This is a genomic window from Paracoccus nototheniae (assembly GCF_004335005.1).
Taxonomy (GTDB): Bacteria; Pseudomonadota; Alphaproteobacteria; order Rhodobacterales; family Rhodobacteraceae; genus Paracoccus; species Paracoccus nototheniae.
Genome location: NZ_RQRT01000042.1, coordinates 21514 through 37623 on the forward strand (window position 1 = coordinate 21514; position 16110 = coordinate 37623).

The window sequence follows — 16110 nt, forward strand, 5'->3', positions numbered from 1 at the left end:
TCATTGCTCCCTGTTGCAATGTCTTAGTTCACGTTGAACAGCCAGTTCGGCCCCAAGGTGTTCGGCATAGACGTCGGTGCGACGGTCGCGCAGCGGGTGGTTGAAGCTATTCCAGTTGCGGTCCTTGCGCGCGGCCGAAAGGTCGACCTCGCCACAAAGGATTTCCTCTTTATCGCCGCTAGCCGGACCAGCGACAGGCCAGCCGGTATGGCTAACAATCAAGCTGTGGCCAAGGAATGGCTGGCCGCGTTCGATCCCAACTCGGTCGGCGCAGGCTATGATTATGGAATTGCTGTGCGCAGCTGCCATATGCAGGATGTTGGCCATGGGCTTTTGGCCCTCTGCCTGACCAGGTATCGGAACCCAATTTGTTGGAACGCAGACCAGATCGGCACCTTGAACAGCAGCGAGACGAAAGACTTCTGGAAACCAACTATCATAGCAGATAGCCACGCCCAGACGGCCAAAGGGTGTTGCAAACACCGGGACGCCAAGGTTTCCGGCTTCGAACCAAAGGTTCTCGTCGCCCCAGAGATGGAGCTTGCGATAGGTGCCTATTATCCCTGATGGACCAATGATGACGGCACTGTTGTAAAGGCGGTTGCTTTCCCGCTCTGCCATACCCGCGACCAGATAGATACGCCTGCGCGCGGCTACTTCTGCCCAAGCACGCGAGGATGGGCCGTCGGGAATTAGTTCGGAAAGAGAAAAAGCTTCGGACCGGCTTCGGAATACATAACCGGAATTGGCAAGTTCAGGAAGGATAATGACACTTGCGCCAGCATCAGCTGCCTTCTCTATCATGGCGATGCTGCGCGTTAGATTACCCGTGATGTCGCCAAAGTGCGGCTCGAATTGCAGGCAAGCAATCTTAATTTTTTCCGTTGGGCTATTTGTCATGCTTCCATGGCCGTGGGTGGGCCTCCAAAACGTAAAAACCTCTGACCGATACCCCGCGAGGGCGAAACGGATCAGAGGCTTGCCAGCCAATTATGTTGTGATAGCGGCCTACCGGGCGCTAGAGGGAGTTCCGCTAGAAAAGTGATCTTGCGTCAATCGAACATAGGGAAGTTTACGACTTCCAGATACAAATGACCAAATATTAGGCTATTTACTCGTCTCTTGAGAGATCTTTCAGCACATCCTGCGCGCCGATGATGCTTGCCGCCACTTCAGACATGGAGATTCGCCGCCGGGTTGCCTGATTACGGATGGTCTCGAATGCATCTGATTCCGACACGCCCTTGACTTCGGCAAGGATACGCGCAGCCTTTGAAATGTCGCGTTGCGCTTTTATCGTCTCTTCCAGCTTACGGACCTTGCTGTCCAAGCGGCGATGATACCCGTGTAACCAGCGCGCAAGGACTAGCGTCGACAGGATCCCAGCGGGTCTTAAAGGCTTGACCAGCACCCCATGCACGCCTGTGACAATCAAAGCCTTGAGAATTACGGGGTTTTCATACTCCAAGATCGCGACGACTGCCGGCGCGTCCTCGCTCATGGCCCAACTCTTGGCGGGCTGGAACCGATGATCCAAATTCATAAAAACCAGATCGATACCGGGTGGAGGCTCGATTGGTGCGGGCCAGACAGCTTGGACTTGGCAACCAATCCTGCGTAGCTGCCTGATCAGCGCCTCACCGTCCTGATCTGGTGCATGAATCACCGCCACCCTCAGTCCGCGCAGCATGTCGCTCACCTGATTGTCTGGGCGGTTCACACGACCCTCCTGCCCATCGGCATTGGCGAGATCGGCGAATTGGCAAGATAGGGATCTGGCCGTACAAGGTCAGGCGCTGACCAGACGACGTCAAATCCGCCTCGGACATTGGCGACCCCAACTCGCGGAGTAAGCCAGACATGGTTGTTATCGGGGTCGAGCAGGATAGGACCGTCTGGAGCGTCAAATCTCATTCCGTGCAACGCGCGCAGCAAATGGTCTGCGTCCTCTGACTGCGCGATTTCAAGGGCTCGTGAGAACATATGCATTTGTGCATATGAAGCTGAGGCCCACCCACTCGTGGGGCGTTCCTCACCATAAAATTTCCGAAGCGTGTTTAGGAAACGTCGATTCATGTCTGTATCGAGGGAAGAAAAGTAAGCCGAAGCTGTCACGATCCCCTTTGCAGCGGCGGGTCCTAGGCGCGCGAGTTCGCATTCTGTAATCGATGCACCACCGATTGGACGATGTCCGTCCAGACCTAGCCCGGCCTCGAAGTACATTCGCGCAAATACCTGTGCTGCTTCCCCAACAAGCGTGGAAAAAACAAAATCAGGCTGAAGCTTGCGAATATCGATAAGCACTTTCTCGATTTCAGCACGCGAGGGTAGCATGGGGAGGTAACATTCGCCCAATATTTCTCCGCCACGAGCGTCGACCAAATCGCGCATCACGCGATTGGTTTCCCGAGGAAAAATGTAGTCGCAGCCAACGAAATAACTGCGCCCGCCGTACTCGGCAAGAAGGTAGTCAGACAGCGGAAAAATGCACTGGTTTGCGACTGATCCACCATAGAGGATATTTGGAGAGTACTCGAAGCCCTCGTAACTTGCCGGATACCAGAGTAATCCATTGCGCCGCTCGACAGAGCGCGCGACCAGCTTGCGTGTGTCGGAGGTATGGCAACCAAAGATGACCGAAATGCCTTCGACTGTCATCAATATCTCGGCTTGCTGGCGGAAGACGGCCGGATCGCCTGCGGGGTCATGTGCCACAACCTCAATAACTCGCCCGAGGATGCCGCCGGCCCGGTTGATTTCATCGACGGCAAGCCGCACGCCGAATTCGTGCTCTCGTTCCGGCAAGGCAGTTGCCCCTGAATGAGAGAAAAGCAGGCCAATCCTCCAAGGAGTGTTCATTCAATATTCCCAGCTATTACTCTGCAAACGCCAAGCTTCCGGGAGGCACCGGTTGCCGTGCGTCATCATCGTTGATAAGATGAGTTGTCCGGTTGAGGAAGAGAGTAAATCTCGAGCGAACAGCCTTCTTAGAAAGCGTCTAATGTTCGTTTCAGGAGCGGGCGCGGCGATTTTGTGTCCGTTTGGAGCGTTAGATGACAGGCTGCTTTACCAGGTCCATGGAAGCGCTTTGGTTATCTGCACAGCGCAGTCAGCCGCCGGGATTATTTACTGTGCTTTCCGCCCAACGACCGCTTCTACGAGCACTGCATTGCAAAAACGCTGAGGTGCCCCCCGAAAACTGGACGCTGACGTAAGCTCTGTTTTTGCTGTCTGCTGATCTTCATCACGAAGGAGATCGACGATGTCGAAACGAAAGCAGCACGCCCTTGAGTTCAAGGCGAAGGTGGCGCTGGAGGCGATGAAAGGCGAGGAGACCGTGTCGGAACTGGCGAGCCGGTTCGGTGTGCATCCGACGATGATCAATCAATGGAAACGCGCGTTGCTCGATGGCGCGTCAGGTGTGTTTGAACGCGGTGGCCGCAAGACGCCGGTCATCGATGAAGACCAGGTCAGGGACCTGCACGCCAAGATCGGAGAGCTGGCGGTGGCCAATTCTTTTTTGGAAAGAAAACTGAAGCCCTGGGCCGGGAGGTGGTGAGGGGGCGTGCCGCCATCGGTCCGAGGCCGACCCCGAACCGGCATGGTCGAACGCGACCATCCGGACCTGTTGATCGGCCAGCAGTGCGCGCTGCTACAGGTCCCGCGGTCGTCGTTTTACTATGCGCCGCAGGGTGAGACAGACCAGAACCTCGCGCTGATGCGGCTGATCGACGTGCAGTTCCTCGACACGCCATTCTTCGGCGTCCGCCAGATGACCTCGCACCTGCGCAACGAATGCCATGCGGTGAACGAGAAGCGTATTCGTCGGCTCATGCGCCTGATGAGCCTCATGCCCATCTATCAGAAACCCGACACCAGCAGGGCCGGGCCAGCACCGCCATGTCCGCGATCGTCGGACACGACGGCCCAGAAATAGCCGCTCTTCGTGGCCTTCCGGCCCGGGTCCAGCACCCACGCACGGGTCTCGTCGACGAAGATCCGGTCGGCGGCGCGCATGTGGTCGATGACGGGCATCAGGTGGAAGCAGGCGCGCCCAGTCCAGTTGCCTAAGGGGCATGCCGCCAGCCTCTCGAAACCACCGCGTTCCGACCGGCTGCGAAATGCCGGTCCGGGTGGCAGCGTCCTCGCTGGAGAGACCCAAGGCAATCAGGAACCAGAAACGACGCCGCTCCGATTGCCGCGCCACTGCTGGCCGCTCCGGTGAGTGGAGCCGCATCGACCGTTCGGATTTTCGTCTGCCTGTCGCCATCGCAACCTCCAGCAGCAGAGGGTTGCGACGACCAGTTGAGACCGCCCCGCCAACCGATAGAAGCGGGCCACATTCCTCGCAGGGAGCTGCTTTTCGAGATAGGTCTGCATGTCTCAGAGATGATACTTGCGGGCGATTTCGAGGGCTTCGGCCTGTTCGGTGCCGATGTATTCCTTGGTGCTTTCGATGCTGGCATGGCCGAGCAGCAGCTGGGCCGCGCGCAGGTTGCCGGTCTGCTGATAGATATGGGTCGGGAAGGTTCGGCGCAGCGAATGCAGACCATAAAGGCTCGGATCGATGCGAGCCTTTTCCAGCCAGGACTTGAACAGCCGCCAGAGCTGGCTTTCGCTGAGGTGGTTGTGGGACCACCGTGTCCCCTGCCCCGTGAACAGCCAGCCGTGCAGCGGCCTTTCAGAAGCGACAAGATAGGCGCGCAGGCTGTCGCGCGTACCTGCAGACAGTCGCGCCTGGACCGGACGCGCATGGCGCGCTTCGGTTTTCTTCTGCCGGATCTCCACGATCTCGCGCACCCCGGACAGGGTGGCCACGTCCGAGACCCGCAGGCGCACCAGGTCAGAGCCCCGGAAACTGGTATCGAGAGCGGTGTTGAACAGCGCCAGGCTGCGCAGGTCTCTCTCCTGGCGCAGGAGGAGACGGATCAGGGCAACCTGGTCGGGCGTGAGGGGTGGTTTCTTGCCCACCACGCGGCCCTTGTTCCAGATGGTTTGAGAGGTGGCTGGCACAGGCATATCCTTGCAGGGTTTTAGTATATTATGCCCCTAAACCTTGCATGAGAGAAGCAGTCCCTAGCCTTGGATGCAGACTTTTCCTTGGTTTGCTGGGATCCCGGGTGGCGCCGCTATGCAAGCTTCTATCCAAAAGCTCGCATGACAGTGCCAAGCGTAGCGAGCTTTTCTCTCGGGTCTGGCAAATTCGCGCTTTTAGCCGTTACCGACAGACAAAGAACTTGACTCAGTTCCTGATTGAAATTATTCATCAGATGAATTGATTTAAGGAGGCGATCTTTCTGATGGACGAGTTGGTGAGAGGCCGCAGTGCCGATCCTGTTCTCGATGCCATTGGCATGGCAATTGCGTCCGGCATCTATCCTGAAGGCTCGGCCATTCCGACTGAGCCCGAACTGATGGACTCGCACGGCGTTGGCCGATCCTCTGTCCGTGAAGCAGTCCGATCGCTCGTGTCGCTCGGGATGGTGGAAACGGCTCCCCGGCGTGGAACGGTCGTCAACCCACGCACGAAGTGGAACATGCTCAGCCGAAACACCATGCGGTGGGTCATGGCGGGCAAGGCCCATCAGCACGAGCTTTTGCGCGCCATAGACGAGGCCCGCCTGATTTTTGAACCCTCCTCGGCGGCCCTCGTCGCTCGGCGCGCCACGAGAATGCAGATCATCGCGATCGAGACGGCATTCGCGAAGATGGAGAGTGCCGCCGAACGGGGTGACGCCGAGGCGGCTATACTCGCAGATCGCGAGTTTCACCTGACAATCCTACAGGCGACCGAGAACCCGATCCTGGAGGCTTTCGACTCTGCTATCGACGCAGTGCTTGGCGTCCTGTTCTCGGTCACCGCCAACCACATGGACAATTTCCGGGAGAACCTAGGCAACCACCTGGCAGTCGTAGAAGCGATCCGCCAACACGACCCCGATGCGGCTTTTGCCGCAATGACCCGGACGATCGGGTTCACCACAGGAAAGATGAAGGATGCCGGCTTGATTACATAGCCGCACCGCGGTCGGAGGCCGCGGAAACCCGAGGAGGATAATTTTTTGTTGAAGAAAATGATGATCGCTGCAGCGGGCCTCGCTGTCAGCGCCGGGAGCGCTTTTGCCGAATACCCTGAGCGCTCGATTACGATGATCGTGGCCTGGAACGCGGGCGGCGGCACGGATGCTATTGCCCGGATCGTGGCGGCAGGTCTCGAAAAAGAGTTCGGCGTCACCGTGAACGTCGTCAACAAGCCGGGCGGCGGGGGCGTGATCGGGCATTCCGAGATGCTGACGACGCGTCCCGATGGCTACACGATCGGCTTCGCATCGGCCGAGATCGCCAGCTACTACTGGGCAGGCAATGCGCAGTTTCAGGCAACCGACTACACGCCGCTCGGCCTCGTGAACTTCGATCCGGCGGCGTTCCATGTTGCGGCTGACTCTGAATGGGATGACGCGGCAACGGCCCTTGAGGCTATCAAGTCCCAGCCCGCGGGCACCTACAAGACGTCCGGGATGGGCGCAGGCGCGGCCTACCACTTGGCCTTCGCGGGCTTTCTGAAAGCCAACGACGTGGATCCGCTGCTAGTGACGCACGTGCCATCGCAGGGCGCCGCGCCAGGCTTCCAGGAGTTGGCCTCGGGCGGCGTTCAAATTATCCCGTCCTCGCTGCCCGAGGGCCTGTCGATGATGCAAGCCAATCGCTCCAAGCCGATCGCGGTTCTTTCCGAAGAGCGCTCGGCCGCGTTCCCTGACGTTCCGACCGTCGAAGAGGCCACAGGCGTTCCTTTTGCGGGCGGCACTTGGCGCGGCGTGGTCGGACCTGAAGGGCTTGAGCCCGATGTTGCTGCCACAATCTCTGATGCCGTAGCGGCGGTGGCATCCTCGGAAGAATTCAAGACGTTCATGAACAATCAGGGCTTTGGGACTGCCGCCTATGGACCGGAAGAGTTCGAACAGTTCCTTGCAAACCAGCATGCTTCAGTCGGGACGATCATGAACGACCTCGGCCTGGCTCAGCGTCAGGAGTAAAAAGATGCGCCTGCCGGATTTCTGGACCGGAGCGGCCTTTGCCGCGCTCGGCCTGATTATCGCCGTGCTTGCGACCAGTCTGCATGTCCCGGCAGGCGCCGCATCACCACGTCTCTTTCCGCTGCTCATCGGCGGGTTGATGGGGCTTATGGGAATGGCCATCGCCATTCGTGGCATGTCGCAGGGGTTCAGGATCGAGTTGCCAACCTGGCTCGGCAGCAGGCGTCAGCTGATGCTTGTCGCCTACCTGCCGGTGGCGATCGCCGCGTTCGCGCTGCTTGCGCCTGATTACGGCACAATAGCCATCGCTTTGCCAATCGTCGTGGTTCACTGCCTCATCTACGGATTGGCCCTGTTGCCAGCGCTAGGAATGGGCGTTGTGGCCGGCGGCTTGATCCCGCTGGCCTTCACCAAGCTGCTTGGCATTCCCCTGCCCCACGGCATTATCGAAGGACTGCTCTGATGGACTCCTTTCTTGCGGGTCTCGACCTCGTTCTTCAGGCCGATGTATTGATAACCATCGCAATCTCGGCACTCTTCGGCCTCTTCGTGGGCATGATACCGGGACTGAGCTCGACCATGGCGGTGGCCCTCCTCGTGCCGGTCACCTTTGCCATGAGTCCCGTGGCCGCGCTGGCCACCATCATCACCTGCTCCGCCATGTCGATCTTCGCGGGCGACGTGCCCGGAGCCTTCCTCAGAATGCCCGGCACGCCTTCCTCGGCCGCCTACACGAATGACATGAACGACCTCGTCAAGGCAGGTCGGGTTGGCGACGCCCTGGGCATGTCGGCCATCGCCTCGGTTTTTGGTGGCATCATCGGGACAATCTGCCTGATCCTCGGTGCGCCGCTCCTTGCGGATTTCGCGCTGAACTTCTCAAGCTACGAGTATTTCTGGCTCGCCCTCCTCGGCTTGTCCTGCGCGACGCTGGTCGCAGGTGATGACGCTCTAAAGGGCGGCATCAGCCTCATGTTGGGGCTGTTCCTTGCCGTTGTCGGACTTGATTTCGTCACCGGTGTTCAACGGTTCACTTTCGGCAGCATAAATCTGCAGGGCGGTATCGGCTTCATTGCGGTGATGATCGGCGCTTTCGCCCTGGCAGAGCTCCTGCGCCGCGCTGCAAACTATTCGGACCGCCAACACGAAGTTCGCATCGATGTGAGCGGCAGGCCGCTGCCCGATATGAAGACATTGTGGCAGAACAAGACGCCCATCGTGCGCGGCGGAGTGGTTGGAACGCTGATCGGCGTCCTTCCTGGCGCAGGCGCGGACATCGCAGCGTGGGTCGCCTATGCAATATCCAAGCGCTTTTCGAAAACACCCGAGAAATTCGGTTACGGATCAACTGAAGGCGTCGCCGGCGCTTCATCGGCCAACAACGCGGCGCTCTCTGGTTCCTACGTGCCGACGCTCGTATTCGGTATCCCCGGAGACTCCATCACGGCCATTGTCGTCGGCGTTCTGATCTTGAAGGGCATCCAGCCCGGTCCGCTGGTCTTCACGCAGTCGGGCGACTTGGTGAACGCGCTCTACATCATCTTCATCCTCGCGAACCTGCTCCTCATTCCTTTCGGGATCCTAGCGATCTACATGGGGCGCTTCGCGATCTCACTGCGTGACGAGATCCTCTACCCCACGATCATGCTGCTCTGCATCTTCGGTGCCTATGCAGTTTCGAATAATGTGTTCGAGCTGTGGATCGTTCTCGTAACAGGCCTTCTCGTGTGGGTGATGAACGAGAACAACTACCCTACCGCTCCGCTGATCCTGGGCCTCGTGTTGGGCCAGATCGTAGAGCAAAATTTTATGTCATCGATCATCAAGGCGAACGGGAATCTTGTGGCATTCATTGATCGACCCGTCGCCGCAACCCTTGGGACGCTGACACTTATCGTGTGGCTGTTTCCCATGATTGGCGCGGTGCGCCGCCGGTGGCGGGCAGCACCCACGTCTTCCTGAAACCCAAAACGGAGCTACAAACCATGTATGCAAACATGAAGGGTTCAACCCATCTCTTGGCCCCCGCCGAGATCGCCCTGAAGGCCATTCCAGACGATGAAAGGGTCTGGGTCCCCCAAGCACCCAATGTCTACTTCCGCCCCATGTTTCTAAACACATTGAGTGGGCAATGGTGCAACCTTCTTAAAGTAACCCGTTCGGGCATCCTGTCGCGCCACCTGCACCCGGCACCGGTCTTCGGCATGGTGTTGAAAGGCAGGTGGCACTACTTCGAACATGACTGGGTCGCAGAAGAAGGATCGTTCGTCTATGAGCCGCCGGGCGAGATCCATACCCTGAACGTGCCCGAAGACTGCAACGAGATGATCACTTTCTTCAACATCTCGGGCTGCATGATCTACTTGGACGAGCAGAACAAGCAGATCGGTTACGAGGACGTCTTCACGAAGATCGACATGTGCCGGGCGCATTACGAGAAAGTTGGACTCGGAGCCGATTATGTTGACCAGTTCATCCGCTAACTGGGCGAGCGCCTGGTCCCAGGGATCCAGGGTCCTTGTCACAGGTGGGACAGGAGGTATCGGCGGGGCAATCGCTGATGCCTTCCACGCTGCCGGCGCCGAGGTCATCTCGACCGGGGCGACCGAGCAGGAGCTCGAGGCCGCCCGCGCGGAGAGGCCCGCCATGGAGCAACGCCCGCTCGACGTGCGCGACACGGCAGCTGTCCGCAGCTTCGTGGCCGACCTCGGCAGCCTTGACGTTGTTGTCAACTGCGCAGGCATTATCCGCCGGGGCGAGGAGCTCGACGCTGATGTCTTCGCGCGCGTCATTGACATCAACCTTACGGGGACCATGCGGGTCTGCGAGGCGGCTAGGCCGCTTCTCGCGCAGTCGCGGGGCTCGATCATCAACATCGCCTCAATGCTTAGCATCTTCGGCGGTGGGCTGGTGCCGGGATACTCGGCGTCGAAGGGTGGGATCTCCCAGCTAACCAAGTCCCTGGCGATCGCCTACGCGTCCGACGGTATTCGGGTGAATGCCGTGGCGCCCGGCTGGATCGCAACGCCCCTGACGGAGGCCTTGCAGAACGATCCTTCGCGCGCACAGCCGATCCTGTCGCGCACCCCGATGGCGCGGTGGGGGACACCAAGTGATCTGCAGGGGATCGCGCTGTTCCTAGCCAGCCCTCATGCCGCCTTCATGACCGGCACCGTGATCCCGGTCGATGGAGGATACTCGATCATGTGACGAAATGGCCGGCCGCACCCCGCGGCCGGCTCTACAAGGGAGGAGAGATCATGAAGGCTATCGTCTATTGCGGATCCAACCGGGTCGAACTTCGCGACGTCCCTGCCGCCGAGGGGGTCGGCGTGTTGATTGATGTCGAGGCCTGCGGGATCTGCGGGACCGATCTGACCATCTATAAGGGCGCCCATCCCCGCTCGAAGGCGCCGCTCATCCTCGGGCACGAGTTCGTGGGGAGGACCGCCGAGGATAAGGACGGATTTCGCCCTGGCGAGAGGGTCGTCTGCTATCCCCTGATCTCTTGCGGCAATTGCGAGACCTGCCTGTCGGGTCTGCCGCATATCTGTGACAAGCTTCGGCTCTACGGCATCGACACGCCCGGTGGGATGGCCCAGCAGGTCAGGATCCCGGCGGACGATCTTGTTCGGGTCGGTTTGGACATCCCGACCGTTGTTGCGGCACAGGTCGAACCGTTGGCTGTCTGCGTGCATGCCGCCCGCCGGGCGCGAGTAGCGCCGGGAGAGAACATCGCTGTCATTGGCGCCGGGCCGATCGGAACCACCCTCGCGGCTCTCCTTGAGCGAAACGGAGTCTCAAGCGTGACACTCTTCGAGACCAACCAAAATCGCATAGAGATGCTGAGGCAAGGGGGCTTCGAGGCGCATCTAGCGGATGAATACTCCTACCGTAACACCCTAGATAAGCTTGGCAAGAGCGGCTTCGACGTTGTCTTCGAATGTGCCGGCGTGGGCCCCGCCGTGGCGGACGCCGTGCGGAATGTGCGCGCGGGGGGTCGGGTCGCCATTGTCTCGATCCATAAGGGCCCGCAGCTAGTGGATCTGCAGGCGCTGTCCTTTCGCGAGATCGAACTGATTGGCATGCGTGTCTATACCCGCGAAGATTTCAACTTAGCAGCGGGCCTTCTCCAAGAGATGACCCAAAAGCTTCTCTGGCTTGCCGGCGACGCGCGAAAACTGGAGGATGCGCCCGAACTTTTCGAACAACTGGGCCAGGGAGACGGACCGATGAAGGCCATTCTGGAGATGGGACACAGCTTGGCATGAGGCCGATAACCCGATGGCCTTCGTCAGAAGGGGTGCCACCCGCGATATGGAGGGCACCATCTATCTGAATAAGATCCGGAAACCATTGGCTTCGAAACTGAGGTCGCAATGGTCCCGCCTGAGGGAGTAGGCGATAAAAGATGGCCGTGCTGCACCTGCACGAGCCTGCTCACCTCCCCCTGCCGCCTTCCCTAACTGGCAACTGACCTGACCTGGCTAGCGTACGCTGCAGATGCCCTGCTGGACCACCCCCAGTCGGCTTTCCGCCCCTCGCGTCGGTCATGCCGATAATTAAAACCTACAAATCCAAGACGTCATGCAAGCTATCAACCGAAAGCGTGCATGCAGATACTTCTATAACACGCCAATAGTACCTTAAGATACCGTACTATACTTAAAGGTACTCTGTGGAACTATACCATTTGCTACCTCTTGGTAGATGTGTATATTTACCGTGAATCGTGAAGAGGTCAGCCATGCCCGTTATATCATTCGCCACCTCTAAAGGCGGGGCTGGAAAGACCACCTCTGCTATTATTCTTGGAACGGAGCTAGCCGAGGCAACCGACGTCATTATCATCGATGCAGACCCGGCTAAGCGTCTTACTCGATGGTCCACTCTCGCCCCACTGCCTACAAGGCTTCAGGTGATTACAAGCAACGGCGAGCGCGCTATTCAGGATGAAATTGCGACTGCCCAACGCCAAGCGGCGTTCGTGCTTATCGATCTCGAGGGATCAGCCAGTCGCCTTACGTCTTTTGCGATTGCAGAGTCCGATCTTGTGATCATCCCATCAGGCGAAGAACAACAAGATGCGGATGCAGCTATAGATACGCTTGCAGAGATTGAAATGGAGGGCAGGGCGCGCAGACGAACTATTCCTGCCGTTATCTTGTTTGCTAGAACATCGGCCGCAGTAAAAAGTAAGCTAGAGAAGCATATTCACGGTGAGCTCACCAAGGCGGGCAGGGTGATGGAAGCAGAACTTCACCGTCGTACAGCTTTCTCGTCGCTACACAATGCTGGTGGCGGGCTTCGACAACTCGACCCTGGCGATGTCAATGGCATTGATAAAGCCATTCTTAACGCAGTGGCCTATACATCAGAGATTATTGATCTTTTAGAAGAGGCTCGCAATGCCCAAACCGCTTGATATCGAACGCCTGAAAAAATTTGAGAATTCTCGTCCTTCAACCGCAAACACAGATCCTACTCTTCTTGAAAGGGCAGGGGGTTCTATCGATCGCTGGCCAAGCCGAGAACCAATTCGAGATGGTCAGATGAGCGTTAAGGCCCCTCTTGATATCATCGACCGGTTTAAGCGCATCTGCAAGGATGACCGGCGGACCTATGCCGATATGCTTGGAATCCTGATGGATCTTTACGAGTCTAAAAAATGAGTACTCAGCGCGAGCAGCTTGATCTTTTTGTTGCGATCACTGGAGATATTCCCTTGCGCGACGACCGTGAGATGATGTCTGCACCGATGGTCAGTCTGGCGAAGCGAAGCCCCATGCGCCTTGAGTGGGAGGGTCCATCAGGCCAAAGAGTTACGATTACAGCATCAGAGCAGACTGGTGGTATTGCCACCATTTATGACTTTGATATCTTGCTATGGGCCATTTCTCAAATCAATGCCGGTGTAGAACGTGGCCAAAAACCTGGCGCTACGATCACGTTCCGTCCCTATGATTTGTTAAAAGCTTTAGGGCGGGCTACCGGCGGAAAGAACTACCACCAGTTCAAAGCGGCGATTGCTCGTCTTCAAGGAACCCGTATTGAAACAACGATCCGCCGCCGTGATAAAGACCGAATGGAGGTATTTAATCTTTTAGCCGATTATACATTGGATGAAGATGAACAGGGCCGACCGATAGGTGCGCAGATGACCTTGCCAAGGTGGATTCATCGCGCCGTCGTTGAAAGTAGAGAAGTTCTAGCTATCTCCCCGCTCTACTTTGATCTAACCAGCGGTTTGGACCGCTTCTTATACCGTCTTGCCCGTCGTCATGCAGGTAACGGGATAGATAACCCCGGCGGCTGGACTTTCACGTTTAAAGACCTACACAAGCGCACCGGTTCACCCGCCCCTTTCGGTCAATTTTCTAGGGACCTCCGCATGGCGATCAAAAGAGATGCTCTGCCAACCTATACTATAATAGAGGAAAAAGGAGCTAATGGGCCAATAGTAAGGCTCGAATGGCGACGCCTTTTGCTATGACACGGTGTATCACACACTTTGCGAGGCACGGTGCATCACACACTTTTTCATAAGCTACTTCTCTGCCTCCCGGTGCATCACACACTCTCAGCACGGTGTTTTACACACCGGCACACGGTGTATCACACACAGAAGTATCTGGATAATCAATTGATATAATTATATAAAACTGCTAAATTGATTCGGTCTAACTATCTTAACAACTTATATAACTCCTGTTGGAGACCCGAACGAAGACCTAGCCTGTGGATAAGTCAGCGTTTCACAGAACTTAGCGACCTACCTTGAGAACGCCGGAACATGCGCGAACATATCCCGACATCAAATACTTAACTCGGCATTCTGACCAACGCCCCACCTGGTGCGGATGCTGGCACCGGCTCGGGCTTGTCATAGAAACCCGCGAAGATCGGCACAGGCGTCTTGTAGACCTTGGCATCGCCTGCGAGCTTCACGTAGCCGATGAGATCCGGGAGGCTGAGGATCTCGGAGGGCATGACCACCCGCTCATCGCGTTCCGACCTGCTGATGCCCTTGGTCTTGGTGGTCCCGGTCCAGACACTGCCGCTCTCACTCTGGCTTTCGCCCTCGACCAGCATGCGTTGTTCCCCAAGGGCCAGTGACATGCGTTCAGCGGCTCTGCCGTCCGATGCCCTGAGGAACAGCTTGTTGGTGAGGTTGTTGCAGATCGAGGCCGCGCGGTTCTGACCGTAGAGATCCTCGATCTGGTTGAGATCCTGCATGCCGCAGACCAGACGGACGTTGGTCTTGCGCAGCTCCGCCGCACCGGTGAGGAGGGCAGGGATCTCGCCCAGACCCGCCAGCTCGTCGATCAGCAGCCATGTCGGGCGCTCTGCCTTGCCGGTATCGATGGCGGTGGAAATGGCCAGTTCGGCCACAGCAGAGATCAGGCTGCGGACGGTGGCCAGGTCGCGTTTGCGATAGGTGATGAACAGCGACCGCTGGTTGGGCCCGGTCATGGTTTCCCGGACCCATTTGCGGATCGAGAAGGCATCGACCTGCTGGGCGTGTTCGGGCAGGTACTCGAAGAAGCGCAGGGGATCGAGAAGGCTCATGCGGATGGCATTGAGGCCCTTGTCGTTGTTGGTCAGCGATGCGGCTGCCGTGCCCCTGACAAAGGGCTCCAGGACCTCGGGCGGGGCGCTGATCAGCAGGTCGAAAAATTCCCGGTTGCTGAAGATGCGGTCTTCCTCCTCGCAGGCCTGGGCATAGCCCATGCCCACGGCGGCGAAGAGCGACTTGGCCATGCTGCGCCATTCGGCGCTGTCGCCCTTGCCGTCCCCGATCAGGCCCTGGGCGAGCTGGTGCCAGTCACTGCGGCGCTCGATCTCGTGGTAGGGCGACCAGCGTGGCAGGAAGTCGTTGTCCATCACGTCAAAGCGATAGACGTGCCCGGCGACGCCGCCAAAGGTCTCCAGCAGATCATGGCCGGTATCGACGGCGATCAGGTTGTCACCGCGTGCCAAAAACTCCGCGGCCAAGCATTTGATGGCCTGGGACTTGCCTGATCCGGTGCCGCCTTCCAGCTGAGTGTGGAGGGTCTCGGCATTGAGGGACGGGTAGGGGACCCAGCCCAAGGCGACGGGCTTGATCAGGTTGCTGTCGGCCAGCCATTTGGGTTTGCGCTGGCGGGTGACATCGACAAGGGACATGCCGCGCAGGTGCTGTTTCTTAAGCCCCGGCAGCCGGGTCATGTAGGGGGCGATATCGCTCCAGCGACCGCCGGTCAGAAAGAACACGATCCACTGAGCGACGAAGATTGCCGCGCCGATCTTGAGCAATAAAAAAATGACCGTTGCATAGCCTTCACCGGTCATGCCGTTGGCCTGATAGGTTTTGTACCCCTGATCAAAGACCCACATGCCGGTCAGCCAGAGCGCGCCGATGAGCACCAGCCGGGCGACGATCTGAAGAGCGGATTGTGCGGCGCGGAGCATGTTCCACGCGCTGTAGGCATTCACCATCGGCAGGAACAAAAAGCCTGCCAGGATGATGCCGATAAGTCCTCCGGCAGCGGCGCCTCCGCCTTGCCCTGAACTTCCCTGAGACATTGCAATATCCTTAACTGAAAATGGAGTGGCCATACTCTACGGTTCAATCAGAGGGAGTAGCAAGCATAGTTTTTGTTACACAAAAACGCTTGCCTGCTGCGCAGGATATCCGCATGCTGCGGATCTGGCATGCTGCCAGACCAGCCCTTTGCGGCACCGCGGGAGCCATGATGACGGACGCAGCCACAGGCCCAGCCTCAGCCACGCCGACCACCCGCCCCGGCAGCGCGAAGCCGGGGCGGCCGTCGCTGGCGGTGGCCGAGAGCCGCGTCGACCGGGTGGCGTTCCGGATGACGGCGGAGGAGCTGGCGCGCGTCCAGGCCGAGGCGGAGCGGGCCGGGGTGTCGGTGTCGGAGTACTGCCGCGCAGCTGCCTTGGGGCAGCGCGTCCGGGTGCGATCCGCGCCGGACCTGTCGGCGGCGCTGGTGTCGCTGAACCGGGTCGGCGTGAACCTCAATCAGATCACCCGGACGCTGAACGCGGGGCAGCCGGTGCCGGTCGATCTCGACGA

General features: G+C 58.5%; 18 protein-coding genes and 2 pseudogenes. 13 read left to right on the forward strand and 7 right to left on the reverse strand.

Annotation, left to right across the window (positions count from 1 at the left end):
• The 3 genes from EG885_RS14590 to EG885_RS14600 form a co-directional block, all read right to left on the reverse strand.
• Window positions 1–900: a nitrilase family protein gene (locus EG885_RS14590; protein WP_131575863.1), complete on the reverse strand. Its 900-nt coding sequence runs from the start codon at window positions 898–900 to the stop codon at window positions 1–3.
• A gap of 211 nt (window positions 901–1111) precedes the next feature.
• Window positions 1112–1690, reverse strand: a complete 579-nt coding sequence (locus EG885_RS14595; RefSeq protein ID WP_131575865.1) for an ANTAR domain-containing response regulator — start codon at window positions 1688–1690, stop codon at window positions 1112–1114.
• Window positions 1691–1716: 26 nt separating this feature from the next.
• A complete protein-coding gene (locus tag EG885_RS14600) occupies window positions 1717–2859 on the reverse strand; it encodes a transporter substrate-binding domain-containing protein (protein ID WP_131575867.1) in 1143 nt (380 codons plus the stop codon).
• Window positions 2860–3262: 403 nt separating this feature from the next.
• Between EG885_RS14600 and EG885_RS14605 the strand changes: the two genes are divergently transcribed.
• Both EG885_RS14605 and EG885_RS14610 read left to right on the forward strand, forming a co-directional pair.
• Window positions 3263–3559, forward strand: coding sequence for a transposase (locus tag EG885_RS14605; RefSeq protein WP_131575868.1), 297 nt, complete (start codon window positions 3263–3265; stop codon window positions 3557–3559).
• Between the two features lie 159 nt (window positions 3560–3718).
• Window positions 3719–3937, forward strand: coding sequence for an IS3 family transposase (locus EG885_RS14610; RefSeq protein WP_242679672.1), 219 nt, complete (start codon window positions 3719–3721; stop codon window positions 3935–3937).
• On the opposite strand, the pseudogene EG885_RS14615 reads toward EG885_RS14610, so the two are convergent.
• The 3 genes and pseudogenes from EG885_RS14615 to EG885_RS14620 all read right to left on the reverse strand — a co-directional run.
• A pseudogene (locus EG885_RS14615) lies at window positions 3886–4071 on the reverse strand (IS66 family transposase); the annotation flags it as partial. The gene EG885_RS14610 and the pseudogene EG885_RS14615 sit on opposite strands and share 52 nt — an antisense overlap.
• Window position 4072: 1 nt before the next feature.
• A pseudogene (locus EG885_RS23330) lies at window positions 4073–4270 on the reverse strand (IS30 family transposase); the annotation flags it as partial.
• A gap of 113 nt (window positions 4271–4383) precedes the next feature.
• Window positions 4384–5013 carry a tyrosine-type recombinase/integrase gene (locus EG885_RS14620; protein ID WP_165571152.1) on the reverse strand — a complete coding sequence of 210 codons (630 nt, stop codon included), beginning with the start codon at window positions 5011–5013 and terminating at the stop codon, window positions 4384–4386.
• 287 nt (window positions 5014–5300) lie between these two features.
• Between EG885_RS14620 and EG885_RS14625 the strand changes: the two genes are divergently transcribed.
• The 10 genes from EG885_RS14625 to EG885_RS14670 all read left to right on the forward strand — a co-directional run bounded on the left by EG885_RS14625 (window position 5301) and on the right by EG885_RS14670 (window position 13527).
• Window positions 5301–6017: a FadR/GntR family transcriptional regulator gene (locus EG885_RS14625; RefSeq protein ID WP_131575874.1), complete on the forward strand. Its 717-nt coding sequence runs from the start codon at window positions 5301–5303 to the stop codon at window positions 6015–6017.
• A 57-nt stretch (window positions 6018–6074) separates the two neighbouring features.
• Window positions 6075–7034 (forward strand): Bug family tripartite tricarboxylate transporter substrate binding protein, encoded by a 960-nt coding sequence (locus tag EG885_RS14630; protein ID WP_242679673.1) that lies wholly within the window; start codon window positions 6075–6077, stop codon window positions 7032–7034.
• A 4-nt stretch (window positions 7035–7038) separates the two neighbouring features.
• Window positions 7039–7497 (forward strand): tripartite tricarboxylate transporter TctB family protein, encoded by a 459-nt coding sequence (locus tag EG885_RS14635; RefSeq protein WP_131575878.1) that lies wholly within the window; start codon window positions 7039–7041, stop codon window positions 7495–7497.
• The gene (locus EG885_RS14640; protein ID WP_131575880.1) at window positions 7497–8996 is read left to right on the forward strand and encodes a tripartite tricarboxylate transporter permease; all 1500 of its coding nucleotides are present in this window, start codon (window positions 7497–7499) and stop codon (window positions 8994–8996) included. The genes EG885_RS14635 and EG885_RS14640 overlap by 1 nt, the downstream gene beginning before the upstream one ends.
• Window positions 8969–9517: a 2,4'-dihydroxyacetophenone dioxygenase family protein gene (locus EG885_RS14645; RefSeq protein ID WP_341352765.1), complete on the forward strand. Its 549-nt coding sequence runs from the start codon at window positions 8969–8971 to the stop codon at window positions 9515–9517. Before EG885_RS14640 ends, EG885_RS14645 begins: the two co-directional genes overlap by 28 nt.
• Window positions 9495–10244 carry an SDR family NAD(P)-dependent oxidoreductase gene (locus EG885_RS14650; RefSeq protein ID WP_131575882.1) on the forward strand — a complete coding sequence of 250 codons (750 nt, stop codon included), beginning with the start codon at window positions 9495–9497 and terminating at the stop codon, window positions 10242–10244. Before EG885_RS14645 ends, EG885_RS14650 begins: the two co-directional genes overlap by 23 nt.
• A gap of 50 nt (window positions 10245–10294) precedes the next feature.
• On the forward strand, window positions 10295–11305 hold the full coding sequence (locus EG885_RS14655) for a zinc-dependent alcohol dehydrogenase (RefSeq protein ID WP_131575884.1): 1011 nt from the start codon (window positions 10295–10297) through the stop codon (window positions 11303–11305).
• Between the two features lie 476 nt (window positions 11306–11781).
• Window positions 11782–12459, forward strand: a complete 678-nt coding sequence (locus EG885_RS14660; protein ID WP_131575886.1) for a ParA family protein — start codon at window positions 11782–11784, stop codon at window positions 12457–12459.
• Complete coding sequence (locus EG885_RS14665) at window positions 12443–12706, forward strand: hypothetical protein (protein ID WP_131575888.1); 264 nt, start codon at window positions 12443–12445, stop codon at window positions 12704–12706. The genes EG885_RS14660 and EG885_RS14665 overlap by 17 nt, the downstream gene beginning before the upstream one ends.
• On the forward strand, window positions 12703–13527 hold the full coding sequence (locus tag EG885_RS14670) for a replication initiator protein A (RefSeq protein WP_131575890.1): 825 nt from the start codon (window positions 12703–12705) through the stop codon (window positions 13525–13527). Before EG885_RS14665 ends, EG885_RS14670 begins: the two co-directional genes overlap by 4 nt.
• A gap of 329 nt (window positions 13528–13856) precedes the next feature.
• Here the strand turns inward: EG885_RS14670 and EG885_RS14675 are convergent, their stop codons facing one another.
• Window positions 13857–15599 carry a type IV secretion system DNA-binding domain-containing protein gene (locus EG885_RS14675; protein WP_165571153.1) on the reverse strand — a complete coding sequence of 581 codons (1743 nt, stop codon included), beginning with the start codon at window positions 15597–15599 and terminating at the stop codon, window positions 13857–13859.
• A 113-nt stretch (window positions 15600–15712) separates the two neighbouring features.
• On the opposite strand from EG885_RS14675, the gene EG885_RS14680 reads away from it, so the two are divergent.
• A partial coding sequence (locus EG885_RS14680) for a plasmid mobilization protein (RefSeq protein WP_131575894.1) occupies window positions 15713–16110 on the forward strand: 398 nt, incomplete at its 3' end.